We start from the raw sequence: 15,730 nt of genomic DNA, 5'->3' as shown, positions 1-15,730 counted from the left end.
TGACTAACGAGCAAAGTTAATCAAACAAAGGGAGCTTAGGCTCCCTTTTTACATTGCTTTACAAACTAATATAGGTAATCAACAGCTAGTTAGATATATTGCTAGTAGTGGAATAATAATAACTCTAGGGAATACTATGAAAACACGTCAATCATTTGCGTTAGCGGCTTTGTCGTTAGCTATTTTAGCGGGCTGTAATAAAGCCCCAGAACAAAATAATATAAAATCCGAGGCTGTACAGAGTGAAGCTGCAGTGGTTAATGTAACTGCACCGATAGCCAATAAGATCCCTTTCGAAATGACTATTCATGGTGATACGCGCACCGATAATTACTATTGGATGCGTGACGATGCACGAAAAGATGCAGCTGTCATAGCACACCTTAATGCAGAAAATACCTATACTGATGCGATGCTAAAGCATACTAAAGCTTTACAAACTACTTTGTTTGAAGAGTTAAAAGGGCGCATTCAAAAAGATGATGACTCCGTGCCAACTAAAAGTGGCGATTATTATTATTCATCGCAAACGCGAGGGGATAATGAATACCCGACTTATGTTCGCAGTAGCGATGATAAGGGCACTGATCAACACGTTATATTAGATGTAAATGAGTTGGCAAAAGGCCATGACTATTTCGCGGCAACAGGTTTATCTGTCAGCCCAAATGGTCACTTATTAGCATATGGTGAAGACACGGTAAGTCGACGTATCTACTCTATTTTAGTGAAAGATTTAAAGACCGGTAAATTACTAGAAGATAAGCTCGAAGGGACCGATGGTGATATCGTCTGGGCGAATGATAATAAAACTTTTTATTACATTAAAAAAGACTTACAGACATTGTTAGGTTATCAGGTTTATCGCCATACCTTAGGTACGCCACAAGCACAAGATGAGTTAGTGTACGAAGAGACTAACACAAGTTATTACACTGGCCTTGGTAAGAGTAAAGACAAACAAGAAATTTATATTTGGCATGGCAGTACTAACGCTTCAGGTGTGTCGGTAATTGATGCTAATGACGTCAAGGCGCAGCCAAAGCGCTTAATTGAACGTGAAGAAAACCTAGAATATGATATTGCTAAACTCGGTGATACTTATTACATAGTCACTAACCTTAACGCAGTAAACTTTCAGCTAATGACGGTGGATAAAGATAAAGCGCACGACAAAGCGAATTGGCAAACACTGATCGCCGCGCGTGATGATATTAAGCTTGAAGGCATCGATTTGTTCACTGATCATTTAGTGTATAAAGAGCGTGAAATGGGGCAATCTCGTTTAACGATACGCAACTTAAAGTCGGGTGATGAACAGCAGCTGAGCTTTAATGACAGCAGTTATATGGTCAGAACATATGGTAATAATGAATTAGATAGCGAAAGCTTACGAGTATATTATGCCAGTATGACGACGCCTGGTTCATCGTATGATATCGATTTGAATAGCACAACGAAAACACTGTTAAAACAGCAACAAGTGATCGGTGATTTTAATGCCGATAATTATGCATCGGAGCGACTATTTATTACTGCGCGAGATGGCGTAAAAGTACCGGTGAGTTTAGTTTATCGCAAAGATAAATTCAAAAAAGATGGCACTAATCCATTGTTACAATATGGCTATGGGTCGTATGGGGTAACCATGGATCCAAGTTTTTCTAGTAGTCGTTTGAGTTTACTTGATCGAGGCTTTGTATTTGCTATCGCGCATATTCGTGGCTCGCAGATGCTCGGTCGTCCTTGGTATGAAGATGGCAAGCTACTCAATAAAAAGAATACTTTTAATGACTTTGTTGATGTAACCAAAGACTTAGTTACCCAGCAGTATGGTGCGCAAGATAAAATATTCGCGATGGGCGGCAGTGCGGGCGGCTTATTAATGGGCGCCGTGGCAAACCAAGCACCAGAGCTTTATCAGGGGATGGTTGCGGCTGTGCCATTTGTTGATGTAGTGACCACTATGTTAGATGCGAGCTTACCATTAACAACCAACGAGTACGGCGAGTGGGGCAACCCAAATGACAAACTATATTATGATTATATGCTGTCTTACTCACCGTACGATCAAGTGAGTAAACAAGCGTATCCAAATATGTTGGTCACCACAGGTTTGCATGATTCTCAAGTGCAATATTTTGAACCAGCAAAATGGGTTGCAAAATTACGTGAGTTTAAAACCGATGATAATAAATTACTGTTTAAAATTGATATGGAAGCAGGCCATGGCGGTGCATCTGGGCGTTTTAAAAGCCTTCAAGATACAGCTCTAAATTATGCATTTATCTTAGATCTAGCTGGTATTAAAAAGTAATAACTGATTTTAGTGTTTTACAATTAAGGCGTGACTTAGGTTACGCCTTAATTTTTTGTCTAAATTAAGTGTTGTGGTTTTGCACACTTGCTCGAGCTTAGCAGTATCGACGACGCTGATTAAAATCTAGACATTAAGACTGAAAAAGGTCAGCATATAGGTATTAACGAAATAAGGAGATGGTAATGGAAGATAATCAACAGGTTGAATCAGTTATAGCGAGTAAAGATGAGCGTATGTGGGCGATGTTATGTCATTTAAGCGCATTAGCCGGATTTATTATACCTATGGGTAGTATCATCGGTCCGCTGATTGTCTGGTTAATAAAAAAAGACGAAATGCCATTAGTGGCTGAACATGGGCGTAAATCGCTTAACTTTCAAATCACTATGTTCATAGCATATATAGTGTGTTTGATTTTGATGTTTGCAGTTATCGGGGTAATTCTATTACCTATAGTCGCTATTTTCTCGTTTATTATGGTGGTGATTGGCGCAATCAAAACTAATGACGGTAAAGAGTTTAACTACCCATTTAGCTTACAATTGATAAAATAAACTACTCTTCATTTTTATCAAACCCAGCAAATGCTGGGTTTTTTATATGCATTAATAAAGGCTTCGATGGCTTATTTAACTCTGTTCTTTACTGCGTTTATTTCGGCAACATTATTGCCAAGCTCATCAGAAGTGGTACTCACAGCAATGGTGACCAAAGGAGAATATTTACTTTGGTTGTTATGGCTCAGTGCCACAGTTGGTAACGTACTAGGTAGTTGCGTTAATTACTGGTTAGGCACGCAAGTCATACGTTTTAAGGATCGGAAATGGTTTCCCGTGTCACAGGCAAGTATCGATAAGGCTGCAGAGCGCTTTGAAAAGTATGGTGTTTATAGCCTGTTGTTGGCATGGCTACCAATTATTGGTGATCCGCTAACAGTTGTAGGAGGCATTTTTAAAGTGCGCTGGTGGACATTTTTATGGCTGGTTACCCTTGGCAAAGGCGCACGTTACTTGCTTGTACTAGCCTTTGCCGTTGGGCTGGATAAGTTGTTTTAAGCTTTACTCCAATCGAGTGTTAGCGATACTGAATCTGCAAAACGCAAAGCGTGAGGTTTATCAACTCGCACTTTTGCATAATTCACGCTGCTATGGCTATGGCAAACACTGAGTATTTCTGCCACTAGTTTTTCAAGCAATAAAAAGTGACCTTGTTCAACAATGCTAATCACTTCTTTGGTGATCACTTTATAATTAAGTGCTTGTTCAACTTGATCCGTTTCACAGGCTTGCTCAGCAGGATAGTGAATTTCTAAATTGATCACTACATCCTGCTTTTTCTCACGTTCATCGGGATTAAAGCCAATAAAAGTGCGCAGCCGTAAGTTAGTTACATGGATAATTGCATTGGCCATAGGATCAGCCTTTTACAAGTTGTAAAAACTCATTGCGGGTTTTTGGATCGGCTCTGAAGTTACCTAGCATTACCGACGTACGCATACTTGAGTTTTGTTTTTCAACCCCACGCATCATCATACACATATGTTTTGCTTCCACTATTACACCAACGCCTTTAGCACCGGTGACTTCTTCAACCGCTTTAGCGATTTGATGAGTCAGTTGTTCTTGAATTTGAAAGCGGCGTGCAAACATATCAACAATACGCGCAAATTTCGATAAACCCAGCACTTTGCCGTTAGGAATATAAGCAATATGACAGCGCCCTACAAATGGTAATAAATGATGTTCACACATCGAATAAAGCTCTATATCTTGAATTAAAACCATGTCATCTGCATCAGAAGTAAATACCGCATTATTGGTAATTTCTTCTAATGTTTGACGATAGCCTTTGGTCAAATATTCCATCGCTTTGGCGGCGCGTTTTGGCGTGTCTAATAGGCCTTCACGTTGTGGATCTTCACCTACAGCAGTAATAATTTCGTGGTAACTATTTTTTAATTGATCGTGCATAAATTTCTCGATTAATCCGTTATTTTAAATGTCTGCCACCATCTACGGGTAAAGAACGTCCCGTGATGTAATGGCTGCTAAGCAATAAATCGACGCTGTTTATAATTTCGCGACAACCGGGCTCGATGCCCATTAATGATTTTTTAAGGGTTTTTTCTCGGTACTCATCGCTATCGTGATCATTAAAAATAATTAATGAAGGGGCGATAGCGTTCACTTTAATATTCGGGGCAAACTTAGCTGCAAATGATTTTGTCATATTTTCTAAGGCGGCTTTACTTGCGGCATATGCGATATGCTTTGGACTTCCTTTTTCAACAACATAATCAGTTAAATGAATGATATCAGCAGGGTGTTGCTGCTGTTGCTGGAAATTTAACAGTAACTCGCTAAGCGCTAAGTTAATTAAGTAAGGTGCTTTAGCATGGATCCGCATCATGTTATCAAATAGTGTACTGCTATCTGGATTATTCGCTTCGCAATCCCAACTCGAGGCATTGTGGATCACCGCCTTTAAGCTATTTGTGTGCAGCTTTAATTGACTGACAAACTCATTAATGCCGTTGTCAGTGCTAAAGTCTGCGTAAACACATACAGCACCATGGTCAGATAATTCATCAATAGCGGGATGGCGAGTTCGGTAAGTAACGATAATAGCTTGCCCTTGGGCTATAAAATGTTTTGCCAGTGCTAAACCAATACGTTGGCCGGCACCTGTTATTAAAATGGGCGATGTCATAACTAAATACAAATCCTTAGGTTTTTTAATGCGATGAGCTGGATTACCATGTGTTTACTAACAACTATAAACTAAATTACAGAACTATTTCATCTTTACTGCAAAGATATTGCACTCATATAACAATCTGTTTGTACGCCGTAACGAACAGTTGCGATCATTTGCTCTGCGATGATTGTCAGGCATAATAATAAAACTTCGATTTATGATCCGTAACTATGCAATCATCACCTAAACCCATCCATAAACTGCGTATGATCCCCTGGTTATTTATTGCTGGCGTGTATTGTTCATTAATTGCTTGGCAAGGCGCAAATGCCGCGCTACAAAGTGTTATCGCAGAGTTTAGCATTGCTGTGACTATGGCTTTTGGGTCTTTTGTTGCTGGTGGCACTGCACTTGGTGGTGGCGCAGTAGCATTTCCTGTGATGACTAAGTTACTGGCAATAGATCCTGTAACGGCAAAAGTATTCTCGTTAGCGATTCAAAGTTTTGGTATGAGTGCGGCCGCATTAACCATTATTTTTACCGGTATTCCATATTATCGCCAAGTGGTATTAATCGCAGCTCCTGCTGCGTTAGTTGGCGTATTACTAAGCCTTACTTTTATTGCCGATCAATTACCAAGACTGGTGGTTAAAGGAGTATTTAGCGTACTTTTAATATGCTTCGCATTAACTCTTTTATGGCGTATTTACTGCAGGGTGCAACATGTATGTAGTCAAACCGATATACACGTTAGTACATTTAAAGTTGCATTAGTTGCTGTTATTGGAGGAGTTGCATCTGGCTTAGTTGGTTCGGGAGCTGACATTGCTATTTTTGCGTTATTGATTATCGCCTGCAACGCTAATATTCAAAAAGCGACTGCAACCTCGGTGATTATCATGGCAATAACGTCTGTGGTGGCAAGCATTGCTAACGTATGGTTCTTCAATAGCTTAAGCAGCGAAATACAGTCGTATTTATTAGCGGCTATTCCAGTGGTCGTAGTTGGAGCACCGTTAGGGGCTTATGTTTGTGCTAAAGTGAAAAGCGGGCAATTAATCACATTTTTCTTATTGTTAATTGCCCTAGAAGTGTCATTTACGGTTTATGAGCTTATGACAGCCTAAAGATCGTCGTAAATGGTTGGAATAGCTTGGCGTTTATGTTGAGTGCGTAGATAAATTGCGATGAGTTTTTCACTTACCTCGTCACTGACTTCTTTGCCTTCTAAAAAGTCATCAATTTGTTCATAGCTTAAACCAAGGGCTTCTTCATCAGTAAGGCCTGGGCGATCACACTCTAGGTCGGCGGTTGGCGCTTTATTAACGAGTAAATCGGGTGCACCTAACTGCTTGGCTAATGCGCGTACTTGGCGTTTTGATAAGCCAAATAATGGCGCTAAGTCGCATGCGCCATCACCAAATTTAGTATAAAAGCCAGTAATGTTCTCGGCGCTATGATCAGTACCAACAACGAGGCCTTGGCACAGTCCGGCAATTTCATATTGCGCGACCATGCGTTGGCGGGCTTTCACATTACCTTTAATAAAATCAATTTGTGCTTGTTCCGGCAGTGCATCACCGCAACCTACTACTGCCGCTAATGCTTGCTCATGCATGCCGTCTGCTGCGGGTTTTATATTCACTGTTAGACGTTTATTTGGTTGAATAAAATCAACAGCCAATTGCGCTTCAGCTTCATCAGCTTGCACACCATACGGTAAGCGAACCGCAATAAATTGATACTTGTCGGTTTGTTGCTGCGCATTTAATTCGTTAACGGCGAGTTGGCATAAGCGACCACAGGTAGATGAATCTACACCGCCACTAATCCCCAGCACTAAAGAGCGTGAATGTGCTGCCACTAAACGGTTTTTTATAAAGTTTACGCGGCGTGTGATCTCGTTGTTGACGTCTATATTTGGCTGGACTTTCATTTCTGCCACTATTTCAGCGCGCATGCTGAGCTCTCCTAATAATATTACTGGTTGTCATGGTTATACCAATTAGCTTAAAAGCATGATCTCTATTTAATGTAATTGGAATTATTATCTAATTCAAAGGGTTTAATTTAAAGCCCTAAATGTAGCTTAATTTTTTGTAATTCAGCTTTTAGCTCATCAATTTCAGCAAGTAACTCATTCAACTCGTCAGCTTTGAGTGCTGGCAATTCAGGTGGTTCTACTGCAACAGCACTTTGTGGATCAGCAAATAAATGGCTGTAACGGCTTTCACGTTTGCCGGGTTCTCGTGGGTGTTTAGTCACATGTTCGGCAGTCATCAAGGCATTTAATGCCGACTCAACTTCAGCAACATTATTAAACTCAGCGAGCCGATTACTGCGGGTTCTTAATTCACCAGGGGTTTGTGGGCCACGTAGCAGCATTAAACAAATAATAGCGCGCTGTTGCTCCGTTAACTGTAAATTACCAAATTCAGTATTGCAAAAGCGATGTGCGAACTTAGTTACGCGTCCAGATAACCCTTCGTCTAATGTAACTAACCGCTGGGAAACTAACGAGTCTAGCGCCTCTTGTACTTCAGTTTCGCTGAGCGTGAGCACTGGCTCTCGGTTCGATTTTTGATTGCACGCATTGGTCAATGCATTTAGTGACAGCGGGTAATGCTCTGGTGTGGTGCTTTGTTTTTCAAGTAGGCAGCCGATCACACGTTGTTCAATAGCAGTGAGTTGCATAATAAATCCTTCTTTTTGTTATGCCTTAGCTTACACCTTTATTGTTTGCCAAGCCATTGTTGCAGTTTCGGATTAAGCGCATCAAAATCGAGTGGTTTGGTTAGGTAATCAGTCATTCCTGCACTGAGGCATTTATCTCTATCGCCTTGCATAGCATTTGCGGTTAACGCAATAATAGTTACGTTTTTGTAGTATTCACCCGCATCCCCATTACGGATTGCCTTAGTTGCTTGGTAACCATCCATTTCTGGCATCTGGCAGTCCATTAACAATAGCTTGTATGGTTCTGTGGTTTTGCTTTTTAGTTTTTCAATAGCTTCCAGACCATTTTCAGCGATATCAAAATTAATGCCTGCTTGTTTTAGTAATGCACAGGCAACGACTTGATTTACTTTATTGTCTTCTACCAGCAGGATTTTGTCTTGATTTACAAAGTGTGTATTGTTGATTGCAATACTTGCTGGTAGTGCATTGTTATTTTGTTGTTGCTCGATAAATTTTTCATTCGCCAAAGAATCAAACAAGTCCGAAGGCGTTAGTGGTTTAAAAATCATGCAATCGGCTTCGATTGGCAAGTTTGCATGTGCTTCTTGTGAGAAACTCATTGGCGCCATAAGGATCAGTTTTACGTGATGCTCACTTAGGTAAATTTTCAATGCATTAATTGCAGCAGCGTCGGCTTGCTGAAAAAAGCTATAATCAAGCAGCACAGCATCAATCAATTCATCGCTCGAATTGAGATAATAACTCAAGGCTAGGTAGTTTTTGAGGATATGCGCACGCGCTCCCCACACGTTTAGCTGTTTTTGCGCAATTGAGCTATTTAACGGGCAAGTATCGACAATTAAAATATGTTTGTTTTTAATTAAATGACTCGGTAAGTCTTGTTCTTTACCCAGTAGCGGCTGTACTTTAATGGAAAAAGTAAAGGTACTGCCTTGGCCATAAACACTCGTGACATTGATTTCTCCATCCATCAAATTACAAAGCTGCTTAACAATCGCCAGGCCCAAGCCTGTGCCGCCATATTGGCGAGTAGTTGAGGTATCGGCCTGAGTGAAAGAATCAAATAATGAAGCTTGTTTGTCGGCTTTAATACCAATACCGGTATCAATAATTGAGCAATCTAAAAAAGTCCCGTTAGTGGTATTTTTTAAGTTTGCGCTCACGATAATTTCACCATTATGAGTAAATTTAACGGCATTACCGAGTAAATTATTAATAATTTGGCGAAGCCTATTTGGGTCACTAACAATCTTATTTACATTAATTTTAGTGGCATCTAAAATCAGTTTAGTATTATGTTGCTCTACTTTAAGGGCAAATGACTCGACCACTTCACCGAGTAATTTCGGTAAATTAAAGGCAATCTCTTCGATATCTAATTTACCAGCTTCAATTTTTGAGAAATCCAGAATATCGTTAATTATATTAAGCAGCGATTGTGCTGATGATTGTGCTAATTCAATATGGTGCGTTTGCTGAGGATCTAACTTAGTTTGTTGCACAATATTAAGCATCCCGAGCACACCGTTCATGGGGGTGCGAATTTCGTGGCTCATGCTCGCTAAAAACTCACCTTTAGCGGTTACAGCTTGTTCCGCTGCTTCTTTTGCTGTGACTAATTGTTGCTCGGTTTCTATACGTTGCTCGCTAGAATATAAACTGCCAATTAAAGCGGCAACGGCAATTAAAAAGCTTTCTTCGTTACGCGACCATGCCCGCGGATACTGACAATGCTCAGCACAAACAATACCAATCGCCCCGCTTCCAGTAGGAATAGATACACAAAGCATTGATTTTATATCGAAAGGAGCTAAATAGTGCGCTGTAAGCGGGGCTGTAAATTTATTGCTCAGTGCATTTGAGGCGCGGATCACAGCTTGATTATCAATCGCTGTAAAAAAATCATTTAACTCAGTTTGCTGCCATGCTGGTAACGCAGTGTTATTTGGGGTGTGTTTACCATGATGGGCAAATGATTGCAGTTGATCTCTTGCATCATTGAACAGCCATATACTGGCACGTTCAACATTAAATGCATCGCAAATTGATTGTGTAATGATATCTTTTGCTTGTTTTAAATTACCAGTTAGCACTGCGTTATTAACGGTAAGTGAGGCGAGTACCTCATTGTGCAAAGCAGTTTTACTGCTTTCTAATTCAATGCATTTACGGACGTTTATATCTTGTAAAGAGCCAAAAATCTTAATACAACGGCCATTACGGATTTCGGCCTCACCATGCACTAACACCCATAAAGCATTACCTTTAGAATCGATAACTTCGAGCTCAACTTCGTAACTTTCACCATATTTAATCGCTCGCTCAACGAGCTTTTTTATCGTGTCACGGCTTTCGCCTTCTTTAAAGTAAGAAAAGTTCGTTGGCCAATCAGGTTGTTCGTCTAGCGGATATTTGAAAATGTTTTTGGTCATATCTGACCAATATACTTGTTGTGTTTCAAGGTTAAATGACCAAGCGCCAATTTTTGCAAGACTACTCATTGTCACTAGCATTTTTTCATTTCTTAGCTGGCGATTGAGCATTTTTAAGAATAATAAGAAAGCTAAAATTAGTAACCCGCAAATAGTAAATATTGCTAATCTCAGCGGCCAAATCGCAGAGTTCGGAGGTGCCCAACCAACTTTAGGAGTAACAAAAATTTCCCACTCGCCACCTTGAAAGGTTAAAGTAAATTCCAGAGGGTTACGCTCTAAAATATCCGCTTTACCACGGAAAAACTCTCCTTTTAGACCCAAGCCATTGCGCCCTTGAATGGCGACATCATAGTCTTCTTCTAGTTCGAAAATACCCGCTCTTTCATATATTTTGTCTATGTCGAGTACCACCGAGAGCAGTCCCCAAAAATGGTTGTCAGGGGGAAGGTAAACAGGGACTCGGGCAATTAATGCCTCACCACCTTGCACTAATGTAAGTGGGCCTGCCATAACTATTTCATTGTTATCACGCGCACGAATTGCATCTGCACGTTGTGCTTTGTTCTCTAAAAAGTTTAGCCCTATGGCTTTTTCATTGCCTGCCAATGGGTAAGTCATGCGGATCACCATATTAGGTGCACCACCGATATTGCGTAATTCAGATGAGGTGTCGAATAATGGTGCGGCAATTTGGGCAAAACGTTGTTGATCTAAATTAGGCTCTGCAGCAACTGCAACAGCTAAACCACGCACTAATTGAATATTCGATACTAATGTTGATTCAAGTTGAGTTCGGTAGCTACTTACTTCAGATAAAATTAATAGTCGATGAGATTCTTGGGCACGTTTATAACTGATCTGATCAAGCACTAAACTGATTAATAAAATAAAAACGAGCGAGCACCAAAATATCAGTTTAAATTTGTAGACTTGTTTGTGATCATCTGTTTTTAACAATGGCATTAGCGACTTGTGCTTTTATATTTGGCTGTTCAACTATAGTCAATTTATCACGGAAATAAAAATAGTCCGATCAATTGAGCTATTTGTTTTTTTATTTAAATTACCGCACTTTTTTCATAAAACTATGGTTATGATAGAGCTAATCAAGAGTAAAAGGACTGGTTCATGTTTAAAATTATCAAGTGGTTGGTGTTAGCAATCGTAATTTTAGGATTAGCTGCAACAGCAGTTATTTATGGTGTACTGTCAGTTAGCTTACCGGCGCTTGATGGTAATGGGCGTAGTAACCAAGTCAGCCAAGCGGTAAAAATCTCCCGAGACCAACTGGGTCAAGCAGTTATTTCAGCTGAGAACCGCCTTGATGCTGCGTATGGTTTAGGTTTCGCACATGGTCAAGACCGATTTTTTCAAATGGATTTGTTGCGCCGTAATGCTGCAGGTGAATTGAGTGAACTGTTTGGCAAAGCAGCATTAGGTTTGGATAAAAAAATGCGCTTCCACCAGTTACGAAAACGCAGCGCTGCGATTGTTGAGCAATTGCCTCAAGCAGATCAAGCATTATTAACAAGTTATGCCGCTGGCGTTAACGAAGGCTTAGCACAGGTAGGTTTTAGCAGTTTTGAATATTTACTAACAGGCGCTGAGCAAAAGCCTTGGCGCAGTGAAGACAGTCTGTTAGTGATTTACAGTATGTACTTAGATTTACAAACGGCGACCTTCGAACGTGACCAAGCGTTAATTCAAATTGCCGATATTTATGGCCCAGAAATGGTCAGTTTTTTAACTCAACCCAGTCAATATCAAGCGGCTTTAGATGGCAGCACACTCGCACCTTATAATTTAACTATTCCTGAATTTCCTAAGCAAACCTTACAAGCTTTACTCAGGATTGATGCAAATCAAGAACGTGGTAGTAATAACTGGGCGGTGACTGGGCAGTTAACTACCACAGGTGCTGGGATGCTGTCGGATGATATGCACTTGTCGATGGCGGTGCCGGTTATTTGGTATCGTGCGCAACTTAACTATGCAATGTCAGGAAAAGTGAGCCAAGTGACAGGGGTTTCCTTGCCTGGCGCACCAGCAATTGTGGTGGGAACTAATAACAATATTGCCTGGGGATTTACTAATGGTTACCTCGATACTGCCGATTGGGTAGCATTAACTGATAACAGTAAAACATGGCAAGAAGTTGAGCAAATAGCACTACCCGATGGGTCAATTGAAGAATATAAGCTGACATTGAGTGAGTATGGTCCAGTGCGAGAAATAAATGGCAAGCCTTATGCGCTTAGCTGGGTTGGCCATCAACCTTATGCAGTCGATATGGATTTATTGAAATTAGAACAAGCAACCACAGTCGATGACGCGCTGCTGATTGCCAGTGAAGTAGGTATTCCAGTACAAAACTTAATGGTGGTAGATAGCCAAGGCAATGCGGGTTGGAAAAATATGGGAGCCATTCCAGGGCGTATTAAGCCCAGTGAACTAGCTGTTCAGGAAAATGACTATTCAGCACTTTGGCAGCATAATGAACAGCAAAGGCCGGAAGTTAAAAATCCTGTTGATGGCCGTTTATGGACTGGGAACTCTCGCGTTGTATCGGCTTTGGATGACCAGCGTTTTGGTAATGGTGGTTATGCCTTGGGAGCACGATCTAGTCAAATTCGTGATAGATTGTATGAAAAGCAACATTTTAATGAAGCTAATTTTAACCAGTTGCAGCATGATAATCAGGCGCGCTTTTTACAACCGTGGCATAGCTTATTGCTGCAACAGCTTAATAGAAATAGTTCGGCTAATCAGCAGTACATAAAAGAGTTAGAGAACTGGCAAGGTTGCGCCTGTGCAACGTCAATAGGCTACACGCTGGTTAGGCGTTATCGTGATGAAGTTATCAATAGTGTATTTACGGCTATGCAAGCAAATTTACAGGCTCAGGGCGGTTCATTAAAGTATGTTAAACGTGATTTAGAGCCGGCAATATGGCAGCTTATTGAACAGCAACCAGATAGCTGGTTAAATCCACAATTTGCTGATTGGGATGCACAATTAACTGATTCATTTAGTCAAGTTGTCAGTAATTTAAGTAAAGAGTTTGGCAGTAACTTAAAAGGTTGGCAGTGGGGGACAGTTAATGAATTGGTTATTGAGCATCCATTCGCACAGCAAATACCACAACTAAGTAAATTATTAAATATGCCGACAGCGCCAGGATTTGGCGACAGTTATATGCCAGCAGTGCAGGGGCGTAGTTTTGGTGCGTCACAGCGATTTATTGCTCAACCTGGGCATTTAGAAAACGCCATAATGGCCATTCCCGGTGGCCAGTCAGGTCATCCACTATCGCCATTTTATCGCGCAGGATTTGATGACTACGTAGCTGCAAAACCAACGCCGCTATTACCGCAAACACTAATGCATGAGATCACAATATTACCTGCAAATGAGCTTTAAATGAGTAAAGCCACCTTGTTTTGAGGTAGTGGCCGCTTGATTTCGGCCATTACTTTTACTCTTATAAAGTGCAATTAACCTAAGCTTTAGGTCGAAAACCGCTAAACCAGCGTTAATGTTAGCTGAGCAAAGAGGTGTAAAACTAAAAATTTATACCTACTTATACTTACTTCAACACTGTTGTTGGTGCTATCTTAAAAATAAACCAGCGCTAGGTATGCTGCACTAAGCAAGCGTTCAGAGCTGATCACGTATTATGCGCGTATTGAACTATCAAATTTAATGTCCTACGCCTAAAGGAGTTGTGTATGTCGGCAGAAAAAACCCATCTTGAGATTTGTAATTTAACTAAAGAGCAGTATCCACAAGTAAAAACTTTGATGGATCAGGCTTATCCAGATTTAGGTGGTGCATGGCCAAGCCATACTATATTTAGACTGATTGACCAGTTCCCTGAAGGGCAGTTGGGCATGGTGGATGATGGCGTGCTGGTAGGGATTGCGTTGAGTGTGCAAGTTGATTACACGCGCTTTTCTAATCCGCACACCTATGAAGATATTGTTGACGGCCATGACCGGGTATTTAGTGACCCCGATGGTGATGCGCTGTATGGGTTAGATGTGGTTATTTCGCCTACTCATCGTGGTATGCGTTTAGGGCGCAGGCTTTATGATGCGCGTAAAGAATTATGTCGTCAGTATAATCTGCGGGCTATTTTGGCGGGCGGACGTATTCCGCGTTATTACAATCATAGCAGTGACATGAGTCCAACAGAATATATTGCCAAAGTCGATCATAAAGAGCTGTATGATCCAATTTTAAGTTTTCAATTGTCGAATGATTTCCAGGTTAAACGCTTACTTAAAAAGTATTTACCGGAAGATCAAAATTCGGTGGGTTATGCCACGCTACTTGAGTGGAATAACATTATGTTTGAACCGACCGACACGGTACTTGAATCAACGAAGTCGATAGTGCGAGTAGGCGCAGTGCAATGGCAAATGCGCAGTGTTGAGTCGGTTGAAGAAATGCTCACGCAGGTCGAATATTTTGTAGACACAGTGTCTGATTACAAAAGTGATTTTATTCTTTTTCCGGAGTTTTTTAATGCGCCACTAATGGGGCTTACAGAGCAAAGAAATCAGACTGAGGCTATTCGTTATTTAGCCGAATACACGGAGACTTTTCGTGATGCGATGTCGCGTATGGCGATTGAGTATAATGCGAATATTATCACCGGCTCAATGCCGCTTGCTGAAGGCGATAAAATCTATAATGTCAGTTATTTATGCCATCGCAGTGGTAAAATTGACGAACAACGTAAAATTCATATCACGCCTCATGAACAAAATGACTGGGTGATTCAAGGTGGTGACAAAATTGCGGTATTTGATACTGATGCTGGACGCGTGGGTATTCAAATTTGTTACGATGTTGAATTTCCTGAATTGTCACGTATTTTAGCAAAACAAGGTCTCGATATTCTGTTTGTGCCATTTTGGACCGACACCAAAAATAGTTATTTACGAGTACGCCACTGCGCGCAGGCGCGGGCCATTGAAAACGAATGCTACGTGGTTATTGCCGGCTCGGTAGGTAACTTACCAGAAGTTGAAAGTCTTGATGTGCAGTATTCACAATCAGCGGTATTAACACCGTCTGATTTTTCGTTCCCTCATGATGCTACGCTTAATGAAGCAACCCCCAATACTGAAATGCTGTTATTTAGTGATTTAGATATGGATAAATTAAAAGTTCTGCACAGTGAAGGCACGGTGCGTAACTTAAAAGATCGTCGTGAAGATCTGTACGATGTAATATTGAAAAAGAGAGAAAATTAATGGCGTGGATTTATTTAATTATTGCAGGCTTGCTGGAAATTGGCTGGCCTGTAGGATTAAAAATGTCGCAAGAGGGTGAACATCGCTGGTTAGGTATTGGCATTGCAGTGGCGTTTATGGTCGCCAGTGGTTTTATGTTATGGCTGGCACAGCGTGATATTTCGATGGGGACTTCCTACGCTGTGTGGACAGGTATTGGCGCGGCAGGAACATTTTTAGTAGGGATACTATTTTATAATGATGCAGCAACATTCGGCCGTATTGCCGGTGTATTAATGATTATTAGCGGCGTTATCACATTGAAAATCAGCCATTAA

Annotated in this window: 13 protein-coding genes; 7 read left to right on the top strand and 6 right to left on the bottom strand. The window is 40.8% G+C overall.

From position 1 onward, the window contains the following. Positions 1-136 precede the first annotated feature (136 nt). The 3 genes from H5201_RS00280 to H5201_RS00270 all read left to right on the top strand — a co-directional run bounded on the left by H5201_RS00280 (position 137) and on the right by H5201_RS00270 (position 3,375). Positions 137-2,317, top strand: a complete 2,181-nt coding sequence (locus H5201_RS00280; protein WP_182783427.1) for a S9 family peptidase — start codon at positions 137-139, stop codon at positions 2,315-2,317. Positions 2,318-2,502: 185 nt separating this feature from the next. Beyond that, a complete protein-coding gene (locus H5201_RS00275) occupies positions 2,503-2,874 on the top strand; it encodes a DUF4870 domain-containing protein (protein ID WP_182717484.1) in 372 nt (123 codons plus the stop codon). A gap of 66 nt (positions 2,875-2,940) precedes the next feature. Beyond that, the gene (locus H5201_RS00270) at positions 2,941-3,375 is read left to right on the top strand and encodes a YqaA family protein (RefSeq protein ID WP_182717483.1); all 435 of its coding nucleotides are present in this window, start codon (positions 2,941-2,943) and stop codon (positions 3,373-3,375) included. Here H5201_RS00270 and folX read toward each other — a convergent pair. The 3 genes from folX to folM are packed head-to-tail and all read right to left on the bottom strand — an operon-like array spanning position 3,372 to position 5,029. After that, complete coding sequence (gene folX / locus H5201_RS00265) at positions 3,372-3,731, bottom strand: dihydroneopterin triphosphate 2'-epimerase (RefSeq protein WP_145239990.1); 360 nt, start codon at positions 3,729-3,731, stop codon at positions 3,372-3,374. The two genes, H5201_RS00270 and folX, sit on opposite strands and share 4 nt — an antisense overlap. A 4-nt stretch (positions 3,732-3,735) precedes the next feature. Then, complete coding sequence (folE, locus tag H5201_RS00260; protein ID WP_145239988.1) at positions 3,736-4,290, bottom strand: GTP cyclohydrolase I FolE; 555 nt, start codon at positions 4,288-4,290, stop codon at positions 3,736-3,738. 19 nt (positions 4,291-4,309) lie between these two features. After that, on the bottom strand, positions 4,310-5,029 hold the full coding sequence (gene folM, locus H5201_RS00255) for a dihydromonapterin reductase (protein ID WP_182735035.1): 720 nt from the start codon (positions 5,027-5,029) through the stop codon (positions 4,310-4,312). Between the two features lie 218 nt (positions 5,030-5,247). Here folM and H5201_RS00250 point away from each other — a divergent pair, with 218 nt between their 5' ends. Further along, positions 5,248-6,144, top strand: a complete 897-nt coding sequence (locus H5201_RS00250) for a sulfite exporter TauE/SafE family protein (RefSeq protein ID WP_182783425.1) — start codon at positions 5,248-5,250, stop codon at positions 6,142-6,144. On the opposite strand, the gene nadE is transcribed toward H5201_RS00250, so the two are convergent. The 3 genes from nadE to H5201_RS00235 form a co-directional block, all read right to left on the bottom strand. Further along, the gene (nadE, locus tag H5201_RS00245) at positions 6,141-6,977 is read right to left on the bottom strand and encodes an ammonia-dependent NAD(+) synthetase (RefSeq protein WP_149982194.1); all 837 of its coding nucleotides are present in this window, start codon (positions 6,975-6,977) and stop codon (positions 6,141-6,143) included. The genes H5201_RS00250 and nadE overlap by 4 nt on opposite strands. Before the next feature lie 110 nt (positions 6,978-7,087). Next, complete coding sequence (locus H5201_RS00240) at positions 7,088-7,711, bottom strand: YceH family protein (RefSeq protein WP_145239982.1); 624 nt, start codon at positions 7,709-7,711, stop codon at positions 7,088-7,090. 38 nt (positions 7,712-7,749) lie between these two features. Then, the gene (locus H5201_RS00235; protein ID WP_182783423.1) at positions 7,750-11,115 is read right to left on the bottom strand and encodes an ATP-binding protein; all 3,366 of its coding nucleotides are present in this window, start codon (positions 11,113-11,115) and stop codon (positions 7,750-7,752) included. A 165-nt stretch (positions 11,116-11,280) separates the two neighbouring features. Here H5201_RS00235 and H5201_RS00230 point away from each other — a divergent pair, with 165 nt between their 5' ends. The 3 genes from H5201_RS00230 to H5201_RS00220 all read left to right on the top strand — a co-directional run bounded on the left by H5201_RS00230 (position 11,281) and on the right by H5201_RS00220 (position 15,730). Then, positions 11,281-13,572: a penicillin acylase family protein gene (locus H5201_RS00230; protein ID WP_182783421.1), complete on the top strand. Its 2,292-nt coding sequence runs from the start codon at positions 11,281-11,283 to the stop codon at positions 13,570-13,572. A 308-nt stretch (positions 13,573-13,880) separates the two neighbouring features. Then, complete coding sequence (locus H5201_RS00225; protein ID WP_145239976.1) at positions 13,881-15,413, top strand: bifunctional GNAT family N-acetyltransferase/carbon-nitrogen hydrolase family protein; 1,533 nt, start codon at positions 13,881-13,883, stop codon at positions 15,411-15,413. Next, entirely contained in the window at positions 15,413-15,730 is a 318-nt protein-coding gene (locus H5201_RS00220) for a multidrug efflux SMR transporter (RefSeq protein WP_149982191.1), read from the top strand. The genes H5201_RS00225 and H5201_RS00220 overlap by 1 nt, the downstream gene beginning before the upstream one ends.

Origin of the sequence: Pseudoalteromonas sp. SG43-6, from assembly GCF_014164365.1 — a bacterium.
GTDB classification, from domain to species: domain Bacteria; phylum Pseudomonadota; class Gammaproteobacteria; order Enterobacterales; family Alteromonadaceae; genus Pseudoalteromonas; species Pseudoalteromonas rhizosphaerae.
This window is presented reverse-complemented; position numbering and strand designations above follow the sequence as displayed.